This is a genomic window from Streptomyces sp. NRRL F-2664 (genome assembly GCF_000719345.1).
GTDB lineage: Bacteria > Actinomycetota > Actinomycetes > Streptomycetales > Streptomycetaceae > Streptomyces.
This window is the reverse complement of the sequence record NZ_JOFX01000040.1, coordinates 28,905-55,677: the sequence shown is the minus strand read 5'-3', so window position 1 is coordinate 55,677 and position 26,773 is coordinate 28,905. Positions and strand designations below refer to the sequence as shown.

Genomic DNA, 26,773 nt, shown 5'->3' with positions numbered 1-26,773 from the left:
GTGTCTCCTCGGCTCGGCGGGTGCCGTACTTCGCGGTGGTGCTCGGGGGTGACGCCTCGTCCTGCGGGGACACCCCTGCCCGTCCCCGCTCCGGCTGCGACGAGGAGGGTTCCCCAAGCAGGCCGGCTTCGGTGGAGGGCGGTGGGGTGGGGACACGGCGGAGTGTCCCCGCAGGACGAGCGCGCGACCCCCGAGTACAACCGCGATCGCTCGAACGCGCCGAGCCGAGGAGACACTCCGGCGGGGCACCACCCCACACAGAACCGACACCGACCAGCAAAATCCAGCCCCGCCGGCGCTTGAGGCGCGGGGTCCGGGGCAGCGCCCCGGCAGCCACCGGCCGGACCGGCCACCCCGGCGGGAGCCGAGGGTCAGGGGAGGACGGCCACCCCGTCCAGTTCGACCAGCGCCGCCTCGTCCCAGAGCCGCACCACTCCCACCACCGCCATCGCCGGATAGTCACGGCCCGCCAGCCGCCGCCAGATGCGGCCCAGTTCACCCGCATGCACCCGGTACGCGGCCACGTCCACCGCGTACACCGTCACCCGCGCCAGATCCCCCGGCGCACCGCCCGCCGCGGCCAGTGCCGACAGCAGGTTCGCGAGGGCCGTCTCGAACTGCTCCGGGAGGGTCTCCCCCACCACCTTTCCCGCGCCGTCCAGCGCCGTCTGGCCCGCCAGGAACACCAGCCGTGCGCCCGTGGCCACCACCGCGTGCGAAAAACCCGTCGCCGGCGACAACTCCGCCGGGTTGATCCGGTCCAGGCTCACCGCCCGGCCCCCAGCGCCCCGTACAGCTCCTTCGCGATGATCGTGCGCTGCACCTCGCTCGCCCCCTCGTAGATCCGCGGCGCCCGCACCTCCCGGTAGAGGTGCTCCAGCAGGTGCCCCCGCTGCAGGGCGACCGCCCCGTGCAACTGCACCGCCTGGTCCACCACGTACTGCGCCGTCTCCGTCGCCAGCAGCTTCGCCATCGCCGCGCGCCGCGGCACGTCCGCCGCGCCCCGGTCGTACGCCCCCGCCGCCGCGTACACCAGCAGCCGGGCCGCCTCCGTGCGGGTGGCCATCTCGGCCACCCGGTGGGCGACCGCCTGGAGGTCGCTGAGGGTTCCGCCGAACGCGGTCCGCCCCGCCGTGTGGGCGAGCGTCGCGTCCAGCGCGGCCCGGGCCATGCCCACCGCGAACGCGCCGACGCTGGGCCGGAAGAGGTTCAGGGTGTCCATGGCGACGCGGAAGCCCCGCCCGGCTTCGCCGAGCAGGTCCTGCGGCCCGACCGGGACCCCGTCGAAGCGGAGGGACCCGATCGGGTGTGGGGAGAGCATCTCCAGCGGCTGCCCGCCGAGGCCCTCACGGTCCGCGGGCACCAGGAACGCCGAAACCCCTCTCGCCCCCGGCCCTTCACCCGTACGGGCGAAGACGGTGTAGAAGTCCGCCTCGGGGGCGTTGGAAATCCAGCACTTCTCCCCCACCAGCCGCCATCCGCCCGCCGGATCCGGCTCCGCGGCGAGCGCCAGCGCCGCCGCGTCCGAGCCCGCCGCCGGCTCGCTCAGCGCGAAGGCGGCCACGGCTCGGCCCGTCCGCACCCGCGGAAGCCACCGCTCGCGCTGTTCCTCGCTCCCCGCCCGCAGGACCGGATACGCCCCGAGCCCCTGGAGGGCCAGTGCCGTCTCGGCCTCCGTGCAGCCGTAGGCGAGGGACTCGCGCAGCAGACACAGTTCCAGTGCACCTGAGGTGAACACCCGCTCCAGCAGGCCCAGTTCACCCAGCTCCGCCAGCAGCGGCCTGTTGACCCGGCCCGGCTCCCCCTTCTCCGCGAGCGGCCTCAGCCGCTGCGCCGACAGTGCGCGCAACCGCCCGCACCACTCCTCCTGGTCCACCCCGAGCGCGAATCCGGTCATCGGACATCCCCGCATCTATCGCGTCCTGTTGACTGCCGTCACCATCACGATACGCTCCAAGGAGTACCTCACGGCGGTCGCCGGGAGAAACGACCGCACGGCCGGCCCACCCGTTCCACCCCGCTCCGGACCGCTGCAAGGGGGGCGAACCCGCCTTGGACCTCAAGCCTTCCGCTCACGTCGACACCTTCGCCCGCGACCGTCTGCCACCCCCGGACGCCTGGCCGGAGCTCCTCTTCGATCTGCCCGAACTGGCCTATCCGGACTCGCTGAACTGCGGCGCCGAGCTGCTCGACGGCACCATCGCCCGGTTCGGTCCCGCGGGCGCCGACCGCCCGGCCCTGTACGACGGCACCGGCGAGGTGTGGACGTACGGCGGTCTGCGCGAGCGCGTGGACCGCATCGCCCACGTCCTGACCGCCGACCTCGGCGTCGTCCCCGGCAACCGGGTGCTCCTGCGCGGGCCCACCCACCCCTGGCTCGCCGCCTGCTGGCTCGCGGTCATGAAGGCGGGCGCGGTGGCCGTCACCGTGCTCCCGCAGCAGCGCGCCCAGGAGCTGGCGACGGTGTGCGAGATGGCCGGGGTACGGCACGCCCTGTGCCATGCGGACGTGCTGGACGACCTGGTGAAGGCGGAGGTCCCGGGCCTGCGGATCACCGCCTACGGCGGCGGCGCCCCGGACGACCTGCTGCGCCTCGCCGAGCGCCACGACGCCCCCTTCCCCGCCGTCCCGACCTCCGCCGACGACGTCGCGCTGATCGCCTTCACGTCCGGGACCACCGGACGGCCCAAGGGCTGCATGCACTTCCACCGCGATGTGCTCGCCGTCGCCGACACCTTCTCCCGCCACGTGCTGCGGCCCCGCCCCGACGACGTCTTCGCGGGCAGTCCGCCGCTCGGTTTCACCTTCGGCCTCGGCGGACTCGTCGTCTTCCCGCTGCGTGCCGGAGCGTCCGCGCTGCTGCTGGAGGACGCCGTGCCGCGCCGGCTGCTGCCCGCACTCGCGGAGCACCGGGCGACGGTGCTGTTCACCGCGCCCACCGCCTACCGCACGATGCTGGACGCCCTCGGCCCGTACGACGTGGGCATGTACGACCTGTCCGCGCTGCGCCGCTGCGTCTCGGCCGGGGAGAACCTGCCCGCCGCGACCTGGCAGGCCTGGTACGAGCGGACCGGCCTGCGCATCATCAACGGCATCGGGGCGACCGAGCTGCTGCACATCTTCATCTCCGCCGCCGACGAGGACGTCCGGCCCGGCGCGACCGGCCGGGTGGTGCCCGGCTGGCAGGCCCGTGTGGTGGACCGGGCCGGGCGGCCCGTCCCGGACGGCGAACCGGGCCTGCTGGCCGTGCGCGGGCCGGTGGGCTGCCGCTACCTGGCCGACCCTCGGCAGGCGGAGTACGTAAAGGGCGGCTGGAACCTGACGGGCGACACCTACGTGCGGGACCCCGAGGGCTACTTCCGCTACGTCGCCCGGGCCGACGACATGATCGTCTCGGCGGGCTACAACATCGCGGGCCCGGAGGTGGAGGAGGCCCTGCTGCGCCACCCGGACGTCGTGGAGGCCGCGGTGGTCGGCCGCCCGGACGAGCGACGCGGACAGGTCGTCGTCGCGTACACAGTGGTCCGCGAGGGGGCGGTGCTGACGGAGGACGCCCTGCGCGCCTTCATGCGGGCGGAACTGGCCCCGCACAAGTGCCCGCGCTCCTTCGTCTTCGTCCCCGCGCTCCCCCGCACCGCGACGGGCAAGCTCCAGCGTTTCCGGTTGCGCGATCAAGGACGGCGGTGTGACGGCCTAGAGTGAAGCCGTGGTCGAGCAGCACACTCCGCGATCCCTGATCGTCACGTTCTACGGCGCCTACGGGCGGGCCTTCGAAGGGCCGGTCCCGGTGTCCGCGCTGGTCCGCCTGCTGGGCGCGGCCGGTGTGGACGCCCCGTCGGTCCGCTCGTCGGTGTCCCGGCTGAAGCGGCGCGGCTTCCTGCTGCCCGCGCGGGCCGCGGACGGAGCGGCGGCGTACGAGCTCTCCGACGGGGCGCGCCGGCTGCTGGAGGACGGCGACCGCCGGATCTACGGCGGCCCGCAGGCGTCGGACGCCTGGCTGGTGGCGGTGTTCTCCGTGCCCGAGCAGGAGCGGAGCAAACGGCACCTGCTGCGTTCCCGACTGGCGGGGCTCGGCTTCGGCGCGGTGGCGCCGGGCGTGTGGATCGCCCCGGCCCGGCTCTGGGAGGAGACCGCCCACACACTGGAGCGGCTGCACCTGACGCCGTACGTGGAGTTGTTCCGCGGCAGTCACCTGGGCTTCGCCCCCACCGCGGAGGCGGTGGCCCGCTGGTGGGACCTGGCGGCGCTGGCCAAGCAGCACGAGGAGTTCCTCGACCTGCACGAACCGGCCCTGCGGGCCCTGCAGACGGGCCCCCGGCCGGCGCCCGAGGAGGCCTACCGCGGCTACCTCTTGGCCCTGGACAGCTGGCGCCGCCTGCCGTACGCCGATCCGGGACTGCCGCGCGAGCTGCTCCCGGCGGGCTGGCCGGGAGACCGGGCGGCGGCCGTCTTCGCGGAGCTGCACGCCCGGCTGCGGGACGCCGGCGCGGAGTTCGTGCAGCTGTAGGGCGTCGTGCGGGCGGCAGCCGACCGGGGGCCCGCGGGAGCGGGGCCGGGGGTCAGCCGCGGCCCGTGGGGGGTTTGCGGCTGCCGGCGCGGTAGGGGGCGGGCCAGGGGGCGGCCGGGCCCTCGTAGGACTGGTCCGCGGCCGCGTGCAGGGTCCAGTGGGGGTCGTAGAGGTGGGGGCGGCCGAGGGCGCACAGGTCGGCGCGCCCCGCCAGCAGCAGGGAGTTGACGTCGTCCCAGGAGGAGATGGCTCCGACGGCGATGACGGGCACGTTGAGGGCGTTGCGGATCCGGTCGGCGTAGGGGGTCTGGTACGAGCGGCCGTACTCGGGGGCCTCGTCGGCGACGACCTGGCCGGTGGAGACGTCGATGGCGTCCGCGCCGCGGGCGGCGAAGGCGGCGGCGATCTCCACGGCCTCCTCCGGTGTGGTACCGCCGGGGGCCCAGTCGGTGGCGGACAGGCGCACGGTCATGGGGCGCTCCTCGGGCCAGACGGCGCGGACGGCGTCGAAGACCTCCAGCGGGAAGCGCAGGCGGTTCTCCAGGGAGCCGCCGTAGGCGTCGTCGCGGTGGTTGGTCAGGGGCGAGAGGAAGCCGGAGAGCAGGTAGCCGTGGGCGCAGTGCAGTTCGAGCAGGTCGAAGCCGCAGTCCGCGGCGCGGACGGCGGCCGCCGCGAAGTCGGAGCGCAGTGCGGCCAGGTCGTCGTGTTCCAGGGCGCGCGGGAGCGCGGAGACACCCGGCCGGTAGGGCAGGGCGGAGGCGGCGACCAGCGGCCAGTTGCCGTTCGGGAGGGGGTCGTCCATGCCCTCCCACATCACCTTGGTGGAGCCCTTGCGGCCGGCGTGGCCGAGCTGGACGCCGAGGGCGGTGCCGGGTGCCGAGGTGTGGACGAAGTCGGTGATCCGGCGCCAGGCGGCGGCCTGCTCCGGGGTGTAGAGGCCGGCGCAGCCGGGGGTGATGCGCCCGTCCTCGCTGACGCAGACCATCTCGGTCATGACCAGGCCGGCACCGCCGAGGGCCCGGGCGCCGAGGTGGACGAGGTGGAAGTCGCCGGGGACGCCGTCCCGGGCGGAGTACATGTCCATCGGGGAGACGACGACCCGGTTGCGCAGGGTGAGGCCGCGCAGGGTGAGCGGGGTGAACATGGGCGGGGTGGACTCGTCGGGGCAGCCGAAGTCCGCTTCGACGGCGCGGGTGAACCGCTCGTCGCGCAGCCGCAGGTTGTCGTGCGTGACGCGGCGGCTCCGGGTGAGGAGGTTGAAGGCGAACTGCCGGGCCGGCTGGTCGACGTATCCGGCGAGTTCCTCGAACCAGCGGCTGCTGGCGGCCGCGGCGCGCTGGGTGCTGGCGACGGCCGGGCGGCGGGCCGCCTCGTACGCGGTGAGGGCGGCCGGTACGTCCCCGCGGGCGGTGTCGACGGCTTCGGCGAGGGCGAGGGCGTCCTCCACGGCGAGTTTGGTGCCGGAGCCGATGGAGAAGTGGGCGGTGTGCGCTGCGTCGCCGACGAGGGCCACGTTGCCGTGCGACCAGCGCTCGTTGACGACGGTGCGGAACTGCGTCCAGGCCGAGCGGTTGCCGCGCAGGGGCCGGCCGCGCAGAGCCTCGCTGAAGATCTTGGCGCAGCGGGCCGCCGACTCGTCCTCGTCGCACAGGTCGAGGCCCGCCGCCCGCCAGACCTCCTCCCGCATCTCGACGATGACGGTGGAGGCGTCCGCGGCGTACGGGTAGGCGTGCAGCTGCATGACTCCGTGCTCGGTCTCCGCGACCTCGAAGCGGAAGGCGTCGAAGGCGAAGTCGGCGGCGAGCCAGATGTAGCGGCAGCGCCCGGGGGTGAGAGTCGGCCGGTAGTGGGCGGCGTCGGCCTCGCGGATCGCACTGTGCACGCCGTCGGCGGCGACGACCAGGTCATGGGTGCCGCGCAGGTCGGTGACGTCGGGGGCCCCGGCGCGGAAGCGGAGGCGGACGCCGAGTCCGGCGCAGCGTTCGTGCAGGATCTCCAGCAGCCGTCGCCGTCCGATGGCGGCGAAGCCGTGGCCGCCGGAGGTCAGCAGCCGTCCGCGGTGGACCACGTCGATGTCGTCCCAGCGGACGAACTCCCGGCTCAGGGCGGCGTGGACGACGGTGTCGGCCCGTTCGATCCCGCCGAGCGTCTCGTCGGAGAGGACCACGCCGAAGCCGAAGGTGTCGTCCGGGGCGTTGCGCTCCCAGACCTCCACCGTGTGGCCGCGGCGGGCCAGCAGTGCGGCGGCGTACAGTCCTCCCGGTCCGCCGCCGACGACGGCGACCCGCAGTGCGCTGCCGTGCTGCACGGCTCGTCACCTGCCCTTCCACTCCGGCGGCCGCTTCCCGGTGAAGGCCGCGTGGAACTCCGCGTAGTCCTGGCCGTTCATGAGCAGGGCCTGGGTGGCCGCGTCCAGCTCGACCGAGGCGGCGAGCGGCATGTCGAGTTCGGCGGTGAGCAGCGCCTTGGTCTGGGCGTGGGCGAGGGAGGGGCCCGCGGCGAGGCGGGCGGCGAGTTCGGCGGCCCGTACGTGGGCCTTGCCCTCTTCGGTGAGTTCGCTGAGCAGGCCGATCCGCTCGGCCTCGGCGGCGTGGACGGGTTCGCCGAGCATCAGCAGGCGGGTGGCGTGGCCGAGGCCGACGACGCGGGGCAGCAGGTAGGCGGCTCCCATGTCGCCCCCGGAGAGGCCGACGCGGGTGAAGAGGAAGGCGAAGCGGGCGGTGGGGTCGGCGATGCGGAAGTCGGCGGCGAGCGCGAGGACGGCGCCGGCGCCGGCGGCCACGCCGTGGACGGCGGCGATCACCGGGAAGGGGCATTCACGGATGGCGCGGACCACCTGGCCGGTCATCCGGTTGAAGTCGAGGAGCTGGGCGGTGTCCATGGCGAGGGTGGCGCCGATGATCTCGTCGACGTCCCCGCCGGAGCAGAAGCCGCGGCCCTCCCCGCCCAGGACGAGGGCGCGTACGGAGCGCTCGCGGGACAGTTCGGCGAGCAGGTCGCGCAGGTCGGCGTAGGCGCCGAAGGTGAGTGCGTTGATCTTCTCGGGGCGGTCGAAGGTGACGGTGGCGACGCCGTCCTGCCGGGTGAGGCGCAGGTGGTGCCATCGTTCGGTCGCTGGTGTGGAACCGGTGAAGGGGCTCACCCCACCGACGGTATCACCGGATTCTGACCGCCGTCAGATAAACGCTACAAGCGCCCCGGCGGGGCGGGCGTCCCGCGATGCGCGGGACGCGCACGCCCCCGTATGACTATGCGTCACCCGGGCCGGGGCGGCCGAGGGTGGCGACGAGTACGGCCTTGATGGTGTGCAGCCGGTTCTCGGCCTCGTCGAAGACGACGGAGTGCTCGGACTCGAACACCTCGTCCGTCACCTCCAGCGATGCGAGGCCGTGGCGCTCGTGCACCTCCCGGGCCACCTTGGTGCCGAGGTCGTGGAAGGCCGGCAGGCAGTGCATGAACTTCACGTCCGGATTCCCGGTGGCCCGCAACACGTCCATCGTGACGGCGTAGGGCGCCAGGGCCGCGATCCGCTCGTCCCAGACCTCCTTGGGCTCGCCCATGGACACCCACACGTCGGTGACGACGAAGTCGACCTCGGCGACCCCCTTGTCGATCTCCTCGGTCAGGGTGATGCGCGCACCGCTGTCCGCCGCGAGCCGGCGCGCCTCGGCGACCACGTGCTCGGCGGGCCAGTAGCTCCTGGGCGCGACGATCCGTACGTCCATGCCCAGCAGCGCCCCGGTCACGAGGTAGGAGTTGCCCATGTTGAAGCGGGCGTCGCCGAGGTAGGCGAAGGAGATCCGGTGCAGCGGCTCGGTGCTGTGCTCGGTCATGGTGAGGACGTCGGCCAGCATCTGGGTGGGGTGCCAGTCGTCGGTCAGGCCGTTGAAGACCGGCACGCCGGAGTGCGCGGCGAGCGCCTCGACGGCATCCTGGCTGTCACCGCGGTACTCGATCCCGTCGAACATCCGGCCCAGCACCCGAGCGGTGTCGCGGACGGACTCCTTGTGCCCCATCTGGGAGCCGGCCGGGTCGAGGTAGACGGTGTGGGCGCCCTGGTCCGCAGCGGCGACCTCGAAGGCGCAGCGGGTGCGCGTCGAGGTCTTCTCGAAGATCAGCGCGATGTTGCGGCCCCGGAGGTGCTGCTGCTCGACCCCGGCCTTCTTGGCCGCCTTCAGGTCGGCGGCGAGCTCGACCAGGCCGCGGAACTCGGCGGCCGTGAAGTCGAGCTCCTTGAGAAAACTGCGGCCTTTGAGGTCGGGGGCCATGGGGTCGCTCCAGCGTCACGGTGACAGGGGGTGCTGGAAGTGTATACGACACCTTGTATTGATATACAGACCGGTGGGTGGTCCGCGGGTGTGATCTGTCCCGGCCCGGCTCCCGGCCCCGGCCCCCGGCCCGCCGGTCAGACGGCGTCCCGCTCCACCGGACAGCTCATGCAGCGCGGCCCGCCGCGGCCCCGCCCCAGTTCACTGCCCGGGATCTCGATCACCTCGATGCCCAGCTTGCGCAGGTGCGTGTTAGTGGTGACGTTGCGCTCGTAGGCGACCACCACGCCCGGTTCGACGGCGAGCACATTGCACCCGTCGTCCCACTGCTCGCGCTGGGCCGAGTGCACGTCCTGGGTCGCGGTCAGCACCCGGATCGCGTCGAGCGAGAGCGCCGCCGCGATGGCCCGGTGCATGTGCTCCGCCGGGTGGTCGGTCACCTTCAGCTCGTTGCCGCCGTCGCCGGGCTCGATCGTGTAGGAGGGGAGCATGCCGAGGCCCGCGTACTGAGTGAACGTATCTCCGTCCACCATCGTCATCACGGTGTCCAGGTGCATGAAGGCCCGGTGCTTCGGCATGTCGAGGGCCACGATCGAGGTCGCCGAGCCGGCGGCGAACAGGCCCCGCGCCAGCATCTCCACCGCCTGCGGCGTGGTCCGCTCGCTCATCCCGATCAGCACCGCGCCGTTGCCGATGACGAGGACGTCCCCGCCCTCGATCGTGGAGGGGTAGTCCGCCTGCCCCTGCGACCAGTAGTGGAAGGCACCGGAGGCGGTGAAAAGCGGGTGGTGCCGGTAGATCGCCTCGAAGTGGACGGTCTCGCGCTGCCGGGCGGGCCAGCGCATCGCGTTGATGGACACCCCGTCGTAGATCCAGGCCGAGGTGTCGCGGGTGAAGAGGTGGTTGGGCAGCGGCCGCAGCAGGAAGTCGTCCAGGTCCAGGACGTGGAAGCGCACGGACACCGGCTCGCCGTGCCGTTCCAGGAACTCCCGCTTGGTCATCCCGCCGACCAGCGCCTGGGCCAACTCCGCCGAGGTCAGCCCGTCGAAGGCGGCCCGCAGGTGGTCGGTGGCGAGCGGACCGTACTCCTTCTCGTCGAACACCCGGTCCAGTACGAGCCGCCTCGCCTCCGGGACGTCGAGGACCTCGCACAGCAGGTCACCGAAGAGGTGGACCTCCACACCCCGGTCCCGCAACACGTCCGCGAAGCCGTCGTGCTCCTGGCGGGCCCGGCGCACCCACAGCACGTCGTCGAAGAGGAGCGCGTCCTTGTTGCCGGGTGTGAGCCGCTTCAGCTCCAGGTCGGGCCGGTGGAGGATGACGCGGCGAAGCCGCCCGGTCTCGGAGTCGACATGGAATCCCATGCCGTACACGTTCGCAGACCGGGCGGCCTTTTGAGGCGGCGTCGGCTCAGCGGGGCAGGGCGACACCGAGAAGGGCCTGCGGCGCTCCGGTGACCTCCGGCGCGAGGAGACCCAGCTTGGGCGCGGTCAGGTTCGGCAGCCCGAAGTTGGACCCGTCCGGCATCGTGAGCGGCGCACCCACGCGCGCGCCGGGGGCGCGCGTACGGACGGTGGTGGCAGGCGCCTCCAGGGAACCCTCGCCGTCCGTCTCCGGGCGGCCCGCCAGGTTCGGCAGCGGGGAGGTCACCAGGGTCTCGCCCAGCTCCGTGGCCACCGGGACCGCCGGGAGCAGCGGAGTGGGGAGCATGTCGCCCTTGTGCATGCGGGGGGCCTCGGGCGCTCCGACGACCGGCAGCGGCACCGCGGTGGCGATCCGCGGGACGTCCAGGCCCGTCGTGGTCTCCACACCTTCCAGCGGGACACCCACCGGCACCCCGTCGGCCACGGCCGGGGTGGCCACACCGGCCGCGGCCATACAGGTCAAGAGCGCCGCAATGCTTCCGCGCGCGGTCATCTTCATAGGTGATGTTCCGTCCTTCCAGGGTGGCGGTCATTCCGCTGCCCTGGATGAACGATCCCGCCGGCGGTTTCCCCGGCGTTCTCCGCGAAAGTTCCCCCATACGACCTAATTCGGGGCCGTACGGGGGCTCCGCCTTTACGCCCGCCCCCGCACGGTGGCCGGCGCCGCCGTGCTCACAGCCGCGGGTCGACCGGCTCCGACTCCAGCGCCAGCACCGCGAAGACCGGCTCGTGGACCCGCCACAGCGGCTCCCCGGCCGCCAGCCGGTCCAGTGCCTCCAGCCCGAGCGCGTACTCGCGCAGGGCGAGCGAGCGCTTGTGCCCGAGGTGCCGCTCCCGCAGCCGCTCCAGCTGGTCCGGGCGCGTGTACTCCGGGCCGTAGATGATCCGCAGGTACTCGCGTCCGCGCACCTTGACCCCGGGCTGGACCAGCCGTCCCCCGCCGTCGCGGGCGTAAGCCTGCATCGGTTTGACGACCATGCCCTCGCCGCCGGCGGCCGTCAGCTCCAGCCACCAGTCGGTACCGGCCCGTACGGAGTCCTCGTCGCCGGTGTCGACCACGATCCGGCCGGTGCCGCGCAGCAGGCCGGTGCCGCCCGGGGCGGCCGGGTCGTCGGCCGCGACCAGCCGGTCCAGCCAGGCCAGCTGCCGGGCGTGGGGGACGGCGGCCAGCGAGGTGCCGGCCGCCGCCAGCAGCTGGAACGGCGCGAACCGTACGCCGTCCAGCCCGTCGGTGGTCCAGCAGTAGCGGCGGTAGGCATCGGTGAACGCCGCCGCGTCGGCGGCGCGGCCGCGCTGGCGCTCCAGCAGCGCGCCGGTGTCGGCGCCGCGCGCGGCGGCCGCCTCCAGGGCCGCGAGGGCATCGGGGAAGACGGCGCGCGAGGCGGCGCCGACGGCCGCGTACTGGCTGCGCAGCAGACCGCCCGACTTCAGCGACCAGGGCAGGAGTTCCCCGTCGAGCAGCAGCCAGTCGGTGCCCAGCTCCTCCCACAGCCCGGCGGCGGTGACCGCCGCGCGCAGCCGCGCCAGGACCTCCTCGGTGACGTCGCCGTCGTGGAAGAAGGGCCGGCCGGTGCGCGTGTAGACAGAACCGGTCGGGCCGTCGACGCCGAACCGCTCGCGGGCCGCGCCGGCGTCGCGGCAGAGCAGGACGGTGGCGCGGGAGCCCATGTGCTTCTCCTCGCACACCACCTGGGCGATGCCGTCCTTGCGGTACTGGGCGAAGGCCTCGGCCGGGTGCTCCAGGTAGCCGTCCTCGCGGGAGGTCGCGGTCGGCGCCATGGTCGGCGGCAGGTACGGGAGCAGCCGCGGATCCACGGCGAAGCGGCTCATGACCTCCAGGGCCGCTGCCGCGTTCTCCTCGCGGACGCCCACGTTGCCCAGGTGCCGCGTCTCGACGACGCGCCGCCCGTGCACGTCGGCCAGGTCGACGGGACGGCCGTCGTGCCCGCCCGGCACCTCGGCGGCCAGCGGCTTGACCGGCTCGTACCAGACCTTCTCGGCGGGTACGTCGACCAGTTCGCGCTCGGGCCAGCGCAGGGCGGTCATCCGGCCGCCGAAGACGGCGCCGGTGTCGAGGCAGATGGTGTTGTTGACCCAGGCGGTGTTCGGCACCGGGGTGTGTCCGTAGACCACGACGGCCTTGCCGCGGTAGTCCTCCGCCCACGGGTGGCGCACGGGCAGGCCGAACTCGTCGGTCTCGCCGGTGGTCTCCCCGTACAGGGCGTGCGAGCGGACCCGCCCGGAGGTGCGCCCGTGGTACTTCTCGGGCAGGCCCGCGTGGCAGACCACCAGCTTCCCGCCGTCGAGGACGTAGTGGCTCACGAGGCCGCGGATGAACTCCCGGACCTCCTCGACGAACTCCTGCGGCTCGCGGGAGAGCTGCTCGACGGTCTCGGCGAGACCATGGGTCAGCTGCACCTTGGAGCCCTTGAGGTAGCGGCCGAGCTTGTTCTCGTGGTTCCCGGGCACGCACAGGGCGTTGCCGGACCCGACCATTCCCATCACGCGGCGCAGGACGCCGGGGCTGTCGGGGCCGCGGTCGACGAGGTCGCCGACGAAGACGGCCGTGCGGCCGTCGGGGTGGACGCCGTCCTCGTAGCCGAGCTTGCCGAGCAGGGTCTCCAGCTCGGAGGAACAGCCGTGGATGTCACCGACGATGTCGAAGGGGCCCGTGAGGTGGGTGAGGTCGTTGTACCGCTTCTCCAGGACGACCTCGGCGTTCTCGGCCTCCTCGACGGAACGCAGCACGTGCACCTTGCGGAAGCCTTCGCGCTCCAGACCGCGCAGGGAGCGCCGCAGGTCGCGGCGGTGCCGCTGGATGACCGCGCGGGGCAGGCCGACCCGGTCGGGGCGGGCGGCGTTGCGCTCGGCGCAGACCTGCTCGGGCATGTCCAGGACGATGGCGACGGGCAGGACGTCGTGCTCGCGGGCGAGCGCGACCAGCTGCCGGCGGGCGTCGGCCTGGACGCTGGTGGCGTCGACGACGGTCAGGCGGCCGGCGGCGAGGCGCTTGCCGGCGATGTAGTGCAGGACGTCGAAGGCGTCCCGGCTGGCGCTCTGGTCGTTCTCGTCGTCGCGGACGAGGCCCCGGCAGTGGTCGGAGGAGATGACCTCGGTGGGCTTGAAGTGCTTGCGGGCGAAGGTGGACTTGCCGGATCCGGTGGCGCCGATGAGGACGACGAGGGACAGGTCGGTGACGGGAAGTGTGCGCTTGTTCTCGGTGGTGGTCATGCTGCCTCGCCCTCCTTCGGGGAGTCGGTGGTGGTGCCGGGGGTGGCGGTCTCGGCGGTGGCCCGGGTGAAGACGGCCATCTGCGTCGGCGGCCCGACCTCGGGGTCGTCGTCGCCGACGGGGACGTACGCGACCGTGTAGCCGAAGCGCGCGCCGACCCGGCCCGCCCATGCGCGGAACTCCGCGCGGGTCCACTCGAAGCGGTGGTCGCCGTGCCGGACGTGCCCGGCCGGCAGGGTCTCCCAGCGGACGTTGTACTCGACGTTCGGGGTGGTGACGAGGACCGTGCGGGGACGGGCCGCGCCGAAGACCGCGTACTCCAGCGCGGGCAGCCGCTCCAGGTCCAGGTGCTCGATGACCTCGCTCAGCACGGCGGCGTCGTAGCCGGCCAGCCGTTTGTCGGTGTAGGCGAGCGAGCCCTGGAGCAGGGTGACACGCGAACGCTGCCGCTCACCCATCCGGTCCAGCCGCAGCCGCCGGGCGGCGACGGTCAGGGCGCGCACGGAGACGTCCATGCCGACGATCTCGGTGTAGGCGGGATCCCCCAGCAGTGCCTGCACCAACTGGCCCTGGCCGCATCCGAGGTCCAGCACCCGCTGGGCTCCGGCGGCGCGCAGAGCGGCGAGGATCGCCCCGCGCCGCTGCACGGCGAGCGGTACGGGCCGCTCCTGCGTGTCGCGGGTCTCGTCGACCGCGTTGTCGAGTTCCTCGACCTCGCTGCCGTCGGACTCGGCGAGCCGCAGCAGCTCCAGGCGCTCGATGGCGTCCTGGGTCAGCCGCTTGTGGCGGGCGAGGTAGCGCGAGGTGATCACTGCGTGCTCGGGGTGCGCGGCGAGCCAGCCGTCCCCGGCGCGCAGCAGTTTGTCCACCTCGTCGGCGGCTATCCAGTAGTGCTTGGCGTCGTCGAGGACCGGCAGGAGCACGTAGAGCTGGCGCAGGGCGTCGGCGAGGCGCAGCTCGCCCTCCAGCACGAGGCGTACGTAGCGGGAGTCCCCCCAGGCCGGGAACTGCTCGTCGAGCGGCACGGCCTCGGCCTGTACGAGGTCCCAGCCGAGCGGGCCGAACAGCCGGTGCACCATGGCGGCGCCGCCGCGGGCCGGCAGTACGGGGATCTCGATGCGCAGCGGGCGCTCCCGGTCCGGGAGTTCGGGGCGCAGGACGCACTGCCCCTTCAGGGCGGTGCGGAACACCGCGCCGAGCGCGACGGCGAGCAGCGAGGACGCGGCGTACGGCCGGTCGTTGACGTACTGCGCGAGCGCGGCGTCGGGCGCTCCGCCGCGGCCCTTGCCCTTCCCGCGGCGGACGAGCGCGACGGGGTCCACCTCCAGCAGCAGGGCCGCCGTGCACCGCTGGGCCGTCGCCTCGGGGTAGAACACGTGGGCGGTGCCGTGGGACTGGCTCTCCACGCGGACCCGGTCGGGGTGCTTGTGCAGCAGAAAGCCCAGGTCAGTGGCCGGACTTCCGGCGGTCCCGGTGGTGGTGATCGTAAGGAACATGCGCTTCAGCATGACGGCCGGCCCCTGCCCCGGCCAACGGATTTTGAACCTGGTGGTGCCCGGCACCGGCTGCCCCGCACGGCCCGGCGCCCAGCTGCACCCGAGGCCCGCGGCGCCCGCGCCCACCCCCGCGCCCGCTCCCGCGCCGGCCCGGACGACCGCCCCGGCGTCCGACGGCGACGACACGGGCGGGGACGGCAGCGTCTCCTACGCGAACTGCGCCGCCGTGCGGGCGGCGGGCGCGGCCCCGATCCGCCGGGGGGACCCGGGCTACGGGCGGCACCTCGACCGCGACGGCGACGGCATCGCCTGCGAGCGTCAGAGCCTGTCCGACAGATGGTGTCGGGTGTCCTGGCGGTCCCGGCTCCGAGGGGCAGGCGGGTCCCGGGCCGGACCCTACGGCCGGGTCGTTCCGCCTGGCACCGGCGTGGCCTGGTGGTAGGAGAGCCGGAACTGCCCGGCGGCGTCGCGGCGCCAGATCGACGAACGGCGGGCGTGGCGGTCCTCGATGCGGGTCTCGTAGGTGAGGTGGACGATCCCGGGGGCGAGGACCGTGCCCTCGAAGCGCTCTGCGGTGATGGGAGTGCTGCTCTCGGAGCCGCCGTGAAGCGTGGGCAGGGCAGCGACCATCTCCTCATGCGTCCACCGCCGTCCGGAGGCGCCGACCTCGATGAAGTCGAGGTCGAAGAGGGCTTCGGCGAGGGGGCCGGAGAGGCGGACGGAGGGGTCGTGGAGGCGTTGCTCCAGGACGATCGCCTCGGTGACGTCGGGATGCTGTTGGAGGGCCTCGGGCACGTGTTGGTTGTTCTGGATCATGGCGCCATGATGCCCGGGCGTGGCCGGCGGGCCTTGGCTGCTTTCAACGGTCGTGGGCGGCCGTGGCGGAATCACCGGCCGGTGATCAACGGGGTGCTGCGGCGGTTGCGGACCGGTGCTCGGGTCCACCGTGCCGCACCCATCCTCTGGCTCCGCGAACCATCCAAGATCCTTCGTCAGGCGCCCCCCCAGGGCTCTCTGCCGGGTCGTGACCGACCCGCGCCGTCCGGCAGGATCCGACAGAGGCGACCCGGCCCGGGCCTGGCCTGTCCGTGTCGGGAGGTGTCCGCGGGGGAGCGCCGGCCGCCCGGCGGCAGGCGGGGGATTCCGAACTCCCCCTAAGCCCGACGGCCGCGCCCGCCGTGTTCCTGGGCCAGGTGCGCGATGTCGGTGGGGCCGATGCGGCAGCAGCCGCCGATGAGGCGGGCTCCGGTGCGGTGCCAGGCGGCCGTGGGCCAGGGGGGCGTGACGGCGGGTGGGTGCCAGGTGGCGGTGGCCGCGTCCCAGACTGAGCCGTCGTTGGGGTAGGCCAGCAGGGGCTTGGTGGTGACCGTGGCCGCCGCCTCCAGGGCGGGCAGGACCTCCGCGGGGTCGCAGCAGTTGACGCCGACCGCGACGACCTGCGGGGCGCCGGCGGCCAGGGCGAAGGCTTCGGGCAGCGGACGGCCCGAGCGGGTGCTGCCCCCGGCCACGGTGTAGCTGAGCCAGGCCGGGGCGCCGGTCTCCGCCAGCACGGTGATCACGGCCTCGGCCTCGTCGGGATCGGGGAGGGTCTCGACGGCCAGGACGTCGGGGCCCGCGGCGAGGAGGGCCTCGATGCGGGGGCGGTGGAACGCCGCGAGCGCGCGCACGCCCAGGCCGTACCGGCCCCGGTACTCGGAACCGTCGGCGAGGACCGCTCCGTACGGGCCCACCGAGGCGGCCACCCACACGTCGTGGTCGGCGGCCTCCGCGGCCCGGGCGGCGAGCGCGACGCTGCGGTGCAGCAGGGCGGTGGTGGCGTCGCGGTCGCGGCCCCGGGCGGCGAATGCCCCGTAGCCGATCTGGTAGCTCGCGGTGATCAGCACCTCGGCGCCCGCCTGCGCGTACGCCGTGTGGGCGGCCTCGACCTGCTCCGGCCGCTCGTCGAGGACGCGGGCGGTCCAGAGGCCGCCGGTCAGGTCGCAGCCCTGGGCGGTGAGCTGGTTGCTGAGCCCGCCGTCCAGGACGACGGTCCGGTCGGCCAGGGCTTCGGCGAGCGGGCCGGACGCGCGCGGCATCGGTGTCCCCCGGCCCTAGCGGACCTGCGAGAGCACCTGGGCGGAGATCAGCTCCAGGTGGTCGAGGTCGTCGAGGTCGAGCAGCTGGAGGTAGATGCGGGAGGAGCCGATGGCCGCATAGGCGCCGATCTTGTCCACCACCTCGGCCGGGGAGCCCGCCAGACCGTTGGCCTTGAGCTCGTCCACGTCACGGCCGATCGCGGCGGCCCGGCGGGCCACCTCGGCGTCGTCCTTGCCCACGCACACCACGAGGGCGTTGGAGTGGAGGAGTTCGCCGGGGCGGCGGCCGGCCTGCTCGGCCGCCTCCCGGACCCGGCCGAACTGCCGCTCGCTGTCCGCGATCGACGCGAACGGCATGTTGAACTCGTCCGCGTACCGCGCGGCGAGCCGCGGGGTGCGCTTGGCTCCGTGCCCCCCGACCAGGACCGGGACCTTGGCCTGGACGGGCTTGGGGAGGGCGGGCGAGTTCTCCACGCGGTAGTGCTCCCCCGCGTAGTCGAAGGCGGCGCCCGGCGCGGTGGCCCACAGGCCGGTGACGATGGCCAGCTGCTCCTCCAGCCGGGACATCCGGTCCGCCGGGAAGGGGATCCCGTAGGCCTTGTGCTCCTCCTCGAACCAACCTGCGCCCAGGCCCAGTTCGACGCGGCCGCCGGACATCTGGTCCACCTGCGCCACCTGGATGGCGAGCACGCCGGGCAGCCGGAAGGTGCCGGCCGTCATCAGGGTGCCGAGGCGGATCCGGCTGGTCTCGCGGGCGAGGCCGGCGAGGGTGATCCAGGCGTCGGTGGGGCCGGGCAGGCCGTCGGCCGCTCCCATGCGCAGGTAGTGGTCGGAGCGGAAGAACGCATCGAAGCCGAGGTCCTCGGTGGCCTTGGCGACGCTCAGGAGGGTGTCGTAGCTCGCGCCCTGCTGGGGTTCGGTGAAAATGCGAAGATCCATACCTCCATCCTGCCCCGCCCGCCCCGCCATGGTGAATCTCCGTCAACCCCTCGTGTCGGGCCGCGAGGGCGCCAGTGACCGGCCCCGACGGAGATCGTTGGCCCGGACGGCGCCGGACCGCCCGGCCCGCGCGCCGGCGGCTTTCCCGCCGGTGCGGCCACCGCCCCCTTCCCCCTCGGAAGGGCCAGGGCCGAGGAGGCCGCCATGTCCCACGAGGACGTGCCGGAGACCCCCCGACAGACCGGCTGGACCGGGCAGGCAGGACATGACGCACCGCCGGAGCCCACGGCGCCCGCCCGGAGCGGCGGCGCCCCGAAAGGCCTGCTGCAGCAGATGGAGGAGCTGATGGCCGCGCTGAACGCCGACCTCTCCCAGCTCGACGCCGATCTCCAGTCCTCCGCGGTCCGCACCGCCGACAGCGAGCGCCCGTCCCCCCGGCCCTCCTGACCGTGATGCCGGTGCCGCCGCACCCGGCGGGACCCCGGCAGGTACCGCACACGCCCTCTACCGGGCCCGGCCGTGCTTCGCGCCCCTACCCGTGCCTGTACCCGCACTCCGTGCCCCGCCGGCCCTGTCCCACCGACGCGATCCCCGGACCGCCGCCGGTCCGGCCGCGGCCCGGTCGCGGGCCGTGTCCGGCTCAGGCCACGCCCGAGGCGGAGCCCCGTTCGCGCACGGTCATCCGGCGCAGGATCGCCCGCACCCGGTCGCTGGACTCGTCAGCCGCGTCGATCGACTCTATGCACTGCCAGTACAGGGCTTCGTCGTCGGTGCCGCACGCCACCCCGACCAGGGCTATCCCCACTTCGCCGAGCAGCGCCTGGAGTCCCAGCAGCGCCTGCCGGACGTCCGCCACCCCGCTCAGCTGTGCCGCCCGCGGCGGGTACGCAGGCGCGCTGCCCTCGCCGCGCAGGGCCGCCCGGTCCAGCACGCCGCACCCTCTGCCTCCCGCTTCCCCCAGTCCCCGTGCCTCCGATCTCAGCTCCGGCGGCCCGGTGACCGCCAGCCAGCTCCCTATCCCCTGTGCGAGGGCCTGGGCCTGCCAGGCCTCGCCCACCATGTCCCACGCAGCCCCGCTCTGTGCCAGCGCGTGCCGGCCGGCCGCGATGAGCCGTACCGCATCCATACGCCGTCCCCCGTCCGCACGACATCCCGCCGTCCTCACCACTACCCAGAGTGAGGGCAACGGGCCGGTAAAGCCAGGGGTATTCGGAAAATGTGGACAGAATCGTGATTGTGGAAGAGTCCATCACTCCGAAGAGTGACGATTCGGTGTCGGATCACCCGTTGGAGGGAAACGCAGTTCATTCCTCTCGATCTTCGCGGCTAGCGCATCCAGCACATCCACCCCGAGAACCTCACAGAACTGCAGCAGGTACGCGAGCACGTCGGCCACCTCGTCGGCCACGCGGTGGGCGGATTCCGGGTTCTCCATGACGTTCGCCGACTGCTCGGGCGTCAACCACTGGAAGATCTCCACCAGTTCGGAAGCCTCCACGCTCAGCGCCACCGCCAGGTTCTTGGGTGTGTGGTAGGGCTCCCAGCCGCGCGCCGCCGCGAACCGGGCGAGCCTGCGCTGCAGCACGTCCAGCCGCTCCTCGGGCCGCCCGGGCGGCCCGGCCTCACGCGACTGCGACTGCGCCCCTGTCTCCGTCTCGTTCATGCCGACAGGTCTACCACCGACACGTCCGGCAGGAGGCGGGCGGCGGCCGCGGTCCCCTCCCCCACGGCCGCCACCAGCCGGACATGGCCGCGGCCGCAGGACAGCAGCGCCAGCCGCAGCAGTTCGGTGCTCTGGCTCGCGTCCAGCCCGCGGTCGAGGCCGTCGGCCAGCACGGTCAGCGCCTGCCGCGCGGACAGCAGTTCGGCGGCCGGGTCCATATCCAGCACGCCGGGACCGGTCAGCAGGACCAACGCCAGGGCCAGGAAGCGGAGTTCACCCGCCCCCAGGCGCGCGAGCTCGGTGGCGGGGCGGCCGGGCCCGCGGTCCAGGACGGCGGTGACGGCGCCGTCCTCGGGAGCGCGCACGTCCAGCCCGGCGACCGGACCCGCGCAGCCGGTGCGGGCGGCCTCGGCCAGCAGCGCGTGGCGGGTCCCGCATTCGTGGCGGGTCCGGCGCAGTACGTCGGCCAGGTTGGCGCAGTCGCCCAGCAGCCGGCCCTCGCCGCGCGCCACGGGCGCCCGCATCCGGTCCGGTCGGGGGTCGCAGGCGAACACCGACCGCAGGGCCACCACCACCTGCTCCGCGGCCGCCAGCACCTGCCGCTGGCCCGCGGTGGAGCCGGCGACCCGCAGCGGGAGCAGTGCGGTGCCCAGCCGGTCGTCGGGCAGCGGGGCGCGGGTGACGCCGACGGCGCCCCCGGTCAGCCAGGCGGCCTGCACCGAGCGCCGGCCCGGGTCGCGCAGGGCGGTGGCGAAGAGGACCTGCCCGCCCTGGGAGAGCCGTTCGCCGACGATCCGCAGGCCGGGCTCGGCCTGGACGGCGAGATCGAGCCGGACCGGTCCGGCCGGGCCGTCGACCGTGCAGCCGAGGCGGAAGCCGCGTCGCCGCTGCGCGTCGGGGAGCGCCCGGTCGGGGATACGGGCGGTGGCGTCCGGGAAGGCCTCGTCGAGGGTGGCGCCGGCGCCGAGGCCGGCGAGGGCGGCATAGGCGTCCAGCGCCTGGGACTTGCCGCTACCGCTCGGCCCCGCGAAGAGGGTGACGGGTCCGAGCGGGAAGGCCGCGGACCGGTGCCTGCCGAAGGCGGACAGCCGCAGCTCGGTGAGCACGGGCCGCGCGCACGGCTGCCGCTGCGCGGGCTCGGCGGGCGGACCGGAGCCGCGGCGCACCGCCTGCGCCGGCACGGCCGGATCGCCGGGGGCTGCGGCATCGCGCGGGGTGCCGGGCCGGCAGGGCGGGTCCGACGGGCTCCGGGGCACCGGCGGCGCGGGATCCGGTCGCGCACCGGCTGCGGGCACGGCCGGTGCACCGACCGGGGCGGTCCGGGCCGGGACGGGAGCAGGAGCCGGCGGCTGCGCGGCGGAGGGCTCGCCGGCCGCAGCGGTCTCGGGCACATGGGTACGGGTGTCGCCCAACGCGACGGCGGTGGCGTCCATGCGCCGGACGGTACGGGCCGCGGGGCCACCCGCGGCCCCGGCGAACCGTTCCTTCGTACGGACCTTCCTACGATCGGGGGACGGCGGCGGCCGCGATCCCCTCGACCTCGGTCCCCACGGGCGCCAGCAGGAAGACGTTCCGGTCGACCCGGTGCATCCCGCTGCCCAGCCCGAAGACCACCCCGCTGCTGAAGTCCAGGATTCGCTTGGCCACTTCACTGTCCGCACCGGTGAGGTCGAGCAGGACCGGGATCTGCGCGATCAGGTATTCGGCCACCTCCCGCGCGTCCGCGAAGATCTGGACTCTGATCACCACGAAGCGCCGCTGCTCCGCCGCCGCCCCGGGCGACTTGGGGATCGTGCGGTGGTCCACCCGGGAGGGCCATTCGTTGCGACTGCGCAGAGGTACCACCTGCGCGAGCCCCTCCCACTGTTCGTCGGTGACGTCGTACCTGCTCACCGGGCCGCCTCGGCCGCGCGCTTCATGTGCATCCCCCCATCCTCTCGCGTTTCACCCGTTCAGCCCAACAACGACACGAACCCCGCCGGGTACGCTCACGCATCAGGATGGATTAGGTTAGGCTTACCTAACACGCTGGAGATGGAGAGACCGCATGCGCCTGTTCGGTGACCCCGCCACGTCGGCCGCCCTGCCCACCGCCGCCGAGCGGATCCGATCGATCCTGGCCGCCGCCCACTCCATGACGGTGGTCACGGACGGACTGCGCACCGAGGTCCGCCACCTCGACGGCGGCGACCCCATGGGCCGACTGCACCTGCACCCCGCCGAGCCCGGCGGCCACGCCGAGTACCGGCCCGCGAGCCACCTGGAGTTCACCGACGTCGCCCCCACCCCCGTACGGGACCGGGTGCGGGCCCGCGTCACCGTGACGGGCCGGCTGCTCACCCCCTACTCCGACCTGTCCGCCGGTTCCGGCGCCGACTCCACCTGCATGGAGTTCGAACGGGCCGAGCTGCGGACGGCGGAGGGCGTCGTGCACGTCGGCCTGGAGGAGCTGGACGCGGCCGACCCCGACCCCCTCGCCCCGTACGAGGCGGGCATGCTCACGCACCTCCTCGACGACCACCGGGACCTGGTCACGCTGCTGCTGCGGCTGGTCCGGCCGGCGACCGCGGCCGCGGTCGTGCGGGCCCTGCCGCTCGCCATGGACCGCTACGGGATCACCCTGCGGCTGGAGGAGCGGCGCGGCCACCGCGACGTGCGGCTTGCCTTCCCCTCGCCCCTGGACGACGTCGAGCAGTCGGGCGCGCAGATGCAGGCACTGTTCAGCGCGGCTCGCCGCCGCTCGCACCGCAACACGCTGCCGGCCTGACCCGCCCGCGGCCGGCGGTCCGGGGCCCTTCGGCGTACGGATCGTCGTCGCCGCCCTCGGCCTGCGGGTCGTCGGCACGCGGCCGGTCAGGCGGTCGTCCGGTACGGGGCGTGCGTCACGAGGCCGCCGCCGCGTACCGGTTGGCGGGCCGGGGCAGGCCGTAGTTCTCGCGCAGGGTGCGGCCGGTGTACTCGGTGCGGAAGAGTCCGCGGCGCTGCAGGATCGGCACGACGTGGTCGACGAAGTCGGTCAGCCCCGTGGGCAGTACCGGCGCCATGATGTTGAAGCCGTCGGCGGCGCCCTGCGTGAACCACTCCTGGAGCTGGTCGGCGATCTGCTCGGGCGTGCCGGCGTAGACCCGGTGGCCGCGGCCGGCGCCGAGGCGGGCGATGAGCGCGCGCAGGTCGAGGCGCTCGCGGCGGGCGAGTTCGGCGACGAGCGTGAAGCGGCTCTTGTTGCCGTTGATGTCCCGCTCCTCGGGCAGGTCGGGCAGCGGGCCGTCGAGCGGCAGGCCGGTGAGGTCCACGCCGAGCATCCCGGAGAGCTGGGCGAGACCGTACTGCGGCACCTGGAGGTCGGTGAGCTCCTGCTCCAGGGCCCTGGCCTCGGCCTCGGTGGATCCGATGACGGGGGCGATGCCGGGCAGGACGAGGAGGTCGGACTCGGCGCGGCCGTGCCGGGCCAGCCGGGACTTGAGGTCCTTGTAGAAGGTCTGGCCGTCGGCGAGGGTCTGCTGGGCGGTGAAGACGGCCTCGGCGTACTGGGCGGCGAACTCCTTCCCGGACTCGGAGGACCCCGCCTGGACGAGCAGCGGGTGGCCCTGGGGGGAGCGCGGGACGTTCAGGGGGCCGGCGACGCCGAAGTACTCGCCGCGGTGCGCGGCGGGGTGCAGCTTGTCGGTGTCGGCGTAGATGCCGGCGTCCTTGTCGAGGACGATCGCGTCGTCCTCCCAGCTGTCCCAGAGCTTGGTGGCGACGTCGAGGAACTCGCGGGCCCGGTCGTAGCGCAGAGCGTGCTCCAGGTGCTCGTCCCGGTTGAAGTTGCGCGCCTCGTCGAGGGTGCCGGAGGTGACGATGTTCCATCCGGCCCGGCCGCCGCTGATGTGGTCGAGCGAGGCGAACGCGCGGGCGACGTTGAAGGGTTCGTGAAAGGTGGTGGACACGGTGGCGATGAGGCCGATGTGTTCGGTGACGGCGGCGATGGCGGACAGCAGCGTGAGCGGCTCGAACCCGCCGAGGGCGTTGTAGCGGGCCTTGCCCCACAGGGCGAGACCGTCGGCGAAGAAGACGGAGTCGAGCCGGCCGCGCTCGGCGGTGCGGGCCAGTTCCTGGAAGTAGGCCGGGTCGGTGACGCGTTCGGGGCTGCTGGCCGGGTGGCGCCAGGCGGCGTCGTGGTGGCCGGCGTTCATCAGGAAGGCGTTGAGGTGCAGGGTCCGGGGAGCGGTCATGGCGGGGTCCTCGTGGTTCGGGTCGCGGCGGGGGCGCGGCGGAAACAGGCGCGGGTGCGGGGTGCGGCAGCGCATGCGGGTGCCGCAGCGGGTGCGTCGGGTCGGGTCCGGGCGCCGCTTCAGGACGGGACGCGCCAGGTGCTCAGTCGGCGTTCGATCGTGACCAGCAGCTGGTTGAAGGCGACGCCGATGGCGGAGATGGTGACGATGCCCGCGTACATCTGCGGGATCGCGAAGTTGAACTGCGAGGCGTTGATCAGGTAGCCCAGGCCGGCCTTCGCTCCGATCATCTCGGCGGCGACGAGGACCAGGATGGAGACGGCGCCGGCGAGCCGGATACCGGTGAAGACGGCCGGTACGGAGGCCGGCAGGATCACCTTCTGGAAGAGCCTGGGGGTGGACAGGTCCATGGAGCGGGCCAGCCGGACGAGGGTGGGGTCGGCGTTCCCGACGGCGCTGATGGTGTTCAGCAGGATCGGCCAGACGCAGGCGTAGACGACGATCGACACCTTCGAGGTCTCGCCGATGCCGAGCAGCAGGACGAACACGGGCAGCAGGGCCAGTGCGGCGGTGTTGCGGAACACCTCCAGCAGCGGGCCGAGCAGCGCGGCGACCGGCCGGTACCAGCCGATGAGCAGCCCCAGCGGGACGGCCACGACGACGGCGATGCCGAAGCCGCCGAAGGAGCGGACCAGGCTGGCCCAGGTGTGCCGGCCGAGCTGGCCGTTACCCAGAAGCTCCCACCAGGCGGCGGCCACTTCACTGACCGGCGGCAGGAAGGTGGGGTCGGCCAGGCCGAGCCGGGGTGCGGTCTCCCAGACGGCGAGGAGCGCGAGGACCGCCGCGGACCGCACGGCGAGGGCGCGCAGCCTGCGCCCCAGTGACCGGAGGGGGCGCCGCCGGGCCGGGCGGCCGTCGCGCGCGTCCCTCGGCCCCGCCGGGCGGGCGGCGCGGCCGGAGCCGCGGGCGTCCTGTGCGGGGGGAGCCGGCGTCGTCGCCGTGGTGAACGCGGCGACGGGGGCCGCCGCGTCGGCGGCAGCCGCGCCGTCGGGGACCGTGGTGTCGGGGGCTGCGGTGTCGGTTCCGGTGCTCATACGGAGGCCTCCTCCTTCTCCAGTTGCCGGGCGCGGGCCACCTCGTCGTGGAGGAGGGTCCAGAGCTCGTGGCGGTAGCGGGCGAACTCGGGACTGGACCGCAGTTCCTCGCCCTGCGGCCCGGCAGCGGTGCCCGTACCGGGGCGCGCGCCGAAGGCGACGGGCACGATCTCCTTGATCCGCCCCGGGCGGGAGGTCATGACGGCCACCTTCTGGCCCAGGTACACGGCTTCCTCGATGCCGTGCGTGATGAAGACGACGGTCTTGCCGGTGCGCTGCCAGATGCGGCGCAGCTCGTCCTGGAGGGACTCCCGGGTCTGCGCGTCGAGGGCGGCGAACGGCTCGTCCATCAGCAGCACGTCCGGGTCGTACGCGAGCGAGCGGGCGATGGCCACGCGCTGGCGCATGCCGCCGGAGAGCTGGTGCGGGTGCCGGTCCTCGAAGCCGCCCAACCCGACGAGGTCCAGGTACTCCCGTGCTCTGGCGGAGCGTTGGCGGCGCGGTACGCCGGTGGCCTCCAGGCCGAACTCGACGTTGCCGAGGGCCGTCCGCCACGGAAGCAGGGCGTACTGCTGGAAGACGATCCCCCGGTCGAGGCCCGGCCCGGTGACCGGCCTGCCGTCGAGCAGGATCCGCCCGTCCGTCGGGGTGGACAGTCCGCCGAGGAGGTCCAGGAGGGTGGACTTGCCGCAGCCGCTGGGGCCGACGACCACGAGGAACTCGCCGCTGCCGACCTCCAGGTCGATGCCGTCGAGGGCGGTGAAGTCCCCGAACGTCTTGCGGACGCCCTCAAAAACGATCTTCGCCATGGCCGTCGTCACCCCTTCCCGTGTCCGTTGAAGTCGTTGGTGTAGAGGTCGGCGGCCTTCAGCCGGCCCTCCTTGATGTCGCCGCGTTCGGCGAGCCAGTCCAGCCACACCTGGAACTCCTTGTCGGACATCCGGCCGCCGGGCTCGGCGACGCCGTAGGAGCGCCAGTACTTGAGGGTGGCGGTGTCCTCGTTGCGGCCGCGCCGGGTGACGATGTCCGTCATGCGGGCGATGACCTCCTCGTGCGGGGTGGTGCGGGACCACTCGATGGCCTTGGCCACTCCGGTGACGAAGGTGCGGACGGTGTCGGGGTTCTCCCGGACGAAGCGCTTCGTCATCACGTAGCTGCCCGCGCTGAACGGGCCGAGCAGCTCGAAGTCGGTGAAGAGCGGGCGGATCCCGCCGGCCGCGAGGGCCTTGTCCCGCAGTACACCGCCGAGCACGGCGACGTCGATCTGCTTCTGTCTGAGGACCTGCTCGGTGTTGACGGGCGGTACGACCAGGGATTCGACCTTGGCCGCGTCCGTCTTCGACACCCCGTTGCGCTTCAGGTAGATCTCCAGCATGGCATGGGCGTGTGCACCCAGGGTGTTCATGCCGACCTTCTTGCCGATCAGGTCGCGGGCGGACCGCAGGGGGCTGTCCTCCAGCACGTAGTAGCCGCTGTAGGAGTGCCGGTCGGAGCCGTAGTAGGAGATGACGGAGGTGATCGGCGCCTTGCTGCCGGCCAGTTTGACGATGGCTCCGTTGAAGGCGCCGCCGAAGTGGATCTGGCCGGTGGCCGCCGACTGGATGTCCTGCGGGCCGCTGATGGTGTTGCCGATCCACTCCAGCTCGACGTCGCCGAGGTGGCCGAGGTCGGCGGCGAGTTCGGGAAGCGTGACGGCTCCCACGCTGCCCTGGTACTTGAGGGTGGTGACCTGGCCGCCGGAACCGGAGCCGGATCCGCCGCGGGCGGTGGCCGTGCCGCAGCTCACCGCGGCCGCCGAGATGCCGAGCAGGGTCAGGAACTGGCGCCGGGAGGTGGTGGTCGGGGTGCGTGCTGCGGGCATG

Annotated in this window: 25 protein-coding genes; 5 read left to right on the top strand and 20 right to left on the bottom strand. The window is 73.6% G+C overall.

Translation table 11 applies throughout. The annotated features are described in order from the left end of the window. Positions 1-371: 371 nt before the first annotated feature. Positions 372-770: a RidA family protein gene (locus IF89_RS0128355; RefSeq protein WP_030774033.1), complete on the bottom strand. Its 399-nt coding sequence runs from the start codon at positions 768-770 to the stop codon at positions 372-374. Beyond that, positions 767-1,897 carry an acyl-CoA dehydrogenase family protein gene (locus IF89_RS0128350; protein WP_030774030.1) on the bottom strand — a complete coding sequence of 377 codons (1,131 nt, stop codon included), beginning with the start codon at positions 1,895-1,897 and terminating at the stop codon, positions 767-769. The genes IF89_RS0128355 and IF89_RS0128350 overlap by 4 nt, the downstream gene beginning before the upstream one ends. Positions 1,898-2,052: 155 nt before the next feature. On the opposite strand from IF89_RS0128350, the gene IF89_RS0128345 reads away from it, so the two are divergent. After that, on the top strand, positions 2,053-3,702 hold the full coding sequence (locus IF89_RS0128345; protein WP_030774022.1) for an AMP-binding protein: 1,650 nt from the start codon (positions 2,053-2,055) through the stop codon (positions 3,700-3,702). Positions 3,703-3,706: 4 nt separating this feature from the next. Further along, positions 3,707-4,507 (top strand): PaaX family transcriptional regulator C-terminal domain-containing protein, encoded by an 801-nt coding sequence (locus IF89_RS0128340; protein WP_030774019.1) that lies wholly within the window; start codon positions 3,707-3,709, stop codon positions 4,505-4,507. Between the two features lie 52 nt (positions 4,508-4,559). Here IF89_RS0128340 and IF89_RS0128335 read toward each other — a convergent pair whose 3' ends face one another. From IF89_RS0128335 to IF89_RS0128305, 7 genes are all read right to left on the bottom strand, one after another. Further along, complete coding sequence (locus IF89_RS0128335; RefSeq protein WP_051807736.1) at positions 4,560-6,815, bottom strand: bifunctional salicylyl-CoA 5-hydroxylase/oxidoreductase; 2,256 nt, start codon at positions 6,813-6,815, stop codon at positions 4,560-4,562. A 6-nt stretch (positions 6,816-6,821) separates the two neighbouring features. Further along, positions 6,822-7,649, bottom strand: a complete 828-nt coding sequence (locus IF89_RS0128330; protein ID WP_030774015.1) for an enoyl-CoA hydratase family protein — start codon at positions 7,647-7,649, stop codon at positions 6,822-6,824. Positions 7,650-7,755: 106 nt separating this feature from the next. Beyond that, a complete protein-coding gene (gene argF / locus IF89_RS0128325) occupies positions 7,756-8,775 on the bottom strand; it encodes an ornithine carbamoyltransferase (protein ID WP_030774013.1) in 1,020 nt (339 codons plus the stop codon). Between the two features lie 137 nt (positions 8,776-8,912). Beyond that, entirely contained in the window at positions 8,913-10,139 is a 1,227-nt protein-coding gene (locus IF89_RS0128320; protein WP_030774010.1) for an arginine deiminase, read from the bottom strand. A gap of 46 nt (positions 10,140-10,185) precedes the next feature. Further along, the gene (locus tag IF89_RS0128315) at positions 10,186-10,692 is read right to left on the bottom strand and encodes a hypothetical protein (protein WP_234327895.1); all 507 of its coding nucleotides are present in this window, start codon (positions 10,690-10,692) and stop codon (positions 10,186-10,188) included. Between the two features lie 179 nt (positions 10,693-10,871). Next, complete coding sequence (locus tag IF89_RS0128310) at positions 10,872-13,430, bottom strand: polynucleotide kinase-phosphatase (RefSeq protein WP_030774005.1); 2,559 nt, start codon at positions 13,428-13,430, stop codon at positions 10,872-10,874. After that, complete coding sequence (locus IF89_RS0128305; protein WP_030774004.1) at positions 13,427-14,926, bottom strand: 3' terminal RNA ribose 2'-O-methyltransferase Hen1; 1,500 nt, start codon at positions 14,924-14,926, stop codon at positions 13,427-13,429. Before IF89_RS0128305 ends, IF89_RS0128310 begins: the two co-directional genes overlap by 4 nt. On the opposite strand from IF89_RS0128305, the gene IF89_RS49655 reads away from it, so the two are divergent. After that, positions 14,925-15,368, top strand: coding sequence for an excalibur calcium-binding domain-containing protein (locus IF89_RS49655; RefSeq protein WP_420706973.1), 444 nt, complete (start codon positions 14,925-14,927; stop codon positions 15,366-15,368). The two genes, IF89_RS0128305 and IF89_RS49655, sit on opposite strands and share 2 nt — an antisense overlap. Here IF89_RS49655 and IF89_RS0128300 read toward each other — a convergent pair. The 3 genes from IF89_RS0128300 to IF89_RS0128290 form a co-directional block, all read right to left on the bottom strand. Next, positions 15,323-15,742 carry a DUF4440 domain-containing protein gene (locus IF89_RS0128300; RefSeq protein WP_051807734.1) on the bottom strand — a complete coding sequence of 140 codons (420 nt, stop codon included), beginning with the start codon at positions 15,740-15,742 and terminating at the stop codon, positions 15,323-15,325. The genes IF89_RS49655 and IF89_RS0128300 overlap by 46 nt on opposite strands. A 338-nt stretch (positions 15,743-16,080) precedes the next feature. Continuing rightward, entirely contained in the window at positions 16,081-17,001 is a 921-nt protein-coding gene (gene mmuM / locus IF89_RS0128295; RefSeq protein ID WP_030773998.1) for a homocysteine S-methyltransferase, read from the bottom strand. 15 nt (positions 17,002-17,016) lie between these two features. After that, positions 17,017-17,940 (bottom strand): LLM class F420-dependent oxidoreductase, encoded by a 924-nt coding sequence (locus IF89_RS0128290; protein ID WP_030773996.1) that lies wholly within the window; start codon positions 17,938-17,940, stop codon positions 17,017-17,019. 204 nt (positions 17,941-18,144) lie between these two features. On the opposite strand from IF89_RS0128290, the gene IF89_RS0128285 reads away from it, so the two are divergent. Then, positions 18,145-18,387 carry a hypothetical protein gene (locus IF89_RS0128285; protein ID WP_078628570.1) on the top strand — a complete coding sequence of 81 codons (243 nt, stop codon included), beginning with the start codon at positions 18,145-18,147 and terminating at the stop codon, positions 18,385-18,387. A gap of 193 nt (positions 18,388-18,580) precedes the next feature. On the opposite strand, the gene IF89_RS0128280 is transcribed toward IF89_RS0128285, so the two are convergent. The 4 genes from IF89_RS0128280 to IF89_RS0128265 all read right to left on the bottom strand — a co-directional run bounded on the left by IF89_RS0128280 (position 18,581) and on the right by IF89_RS0128265 (position 21,496). Continuing rightward, the gene (locus IF89_RS0128280) at positions 18,581-19,066 is read right to left on the bottom strand and encodes a DUF6099 family protein (protein ID WP_030773990.1); all 486 of its coding nucleotides are present in this window, start codon (positions 19,064-19,066) and stop codon (positions 18,581-18,583) included. 123 nt (positions 19,067-19,189) lie between these two features. After that, positions 19,190-19,603: a nucleotide pyrophosphohydrolase gene (locus IF89_RS0128275; RefSeq protein WP_078628569.1), complete on the bottom strand. Its 414-nt coding sequence runs from the start codon at positions 19,601-19,603 to the stop codon at positions 19,190-19,192. Beyond that, positions 19,600-21,036, bottom strand: coding sequence for a hypothetical protein (locus IF89_RS0128270; protein ID WP_030773986.1), 1,437 nt, complete (start codon positions 21,034-21,036; stop codon positions 19,600-19,602). The genes IF89_RS0128275 and IF89_RS0128270 overlap by 4 nt, the downstream gene beginning before the upstream one ends. A 67-nt stretch (positions 21,037-21,103) precedes the next feature. After that, on the bottom strand, positions 21,104-21,496 hold the full coding sequence (locus tag IF89_RS0128265) for a cell division protein SepF (protein WP_030773983.1): 393 nt from the start codon (positions 21,494-21,496) through the stop codon (positions 21,104-21,106). A gap of 154 nt (positions 21,497-21,650) precedes the next feature. On the opposite strand from IF89_RS0128265, the gene IF89_RS0128260 reads away from it, so the two are divergent. Beyond that, positions 21,651-22,370 (top strand): DUF2470 domain-containing protein, encoded by a 720-nt coding sequence (locus IF89_RS0128260; protein ID WP_030773980.1) that lies wholly within the window; start codon positions 21,651-21,653, stop codon positions 22,368-22,370. 115 nt (positions 22,371-22,485) lie between these two features. Here the strand turns inward: IF89_RS0128260 and IF89_RS0128255 are convergent, their stop codons facing one another. The 4 genes from IF89_RS0128255 to IF89_RS0128240 all read right to left on the bottom strand — a co-directional run bounded on the left by IF89_RS0128255 (position 22,486) and on the right by IF89_RS0128240 (position 26,772). Next, positions 22,486-23,817: an LLM class flavin-dependent oxidoreductase gene (locus IF89_RS0128255; RefSeq protein ID WP_030773977.1), complete on the bottom strand. Its 1,332-nt coding sequence runs from the start codon at positions 23,815-23,817 to the stop codon at positions 22,486-22,488. Between the two features lie 119 nt (positions 23,818-23,936). Continuing rightward, the gene (locus IF89_RS0128250; RefSeq protein WP_234327894.1) at positions 23,937-24,911 is read right to left on the bottom strand and encodes an ABC transporter permease; all 975 of its coding nucleotides are present in this window, start codon (positions 24,909-24,911) and stop codon (positions 23,937-23,939) included. Next, entirely contained in the window at positions 24,908-25,720 is an 813-nt protein-coding gene (locus tag IF89_RS0128245) for an ABC transporter ATP-binding protein (RefSeq protein WP_030773972.1), read from the bottom strand. Before IF89_RS0128245 ends, IF89_RS0128250 begins: the two co-directional genes overlap by 4 nt. Positions 25,721-25,728: 8 nt before the next feature. Continuing rightward, positions 25,729-26,772: an ABC transporter substrate-binding protein gene (locus tag IF89_RS0128240; RefSeq protein ID WP_030773971.1), complete on the bottom strand. Its 1,044-nt coding sequence runs from the start codon at positions 26,770-26,772 to the stop codon at positions 25,729-25,731. Between the last annotated feature and the right edge of the window lies 1 nt (position 26,773).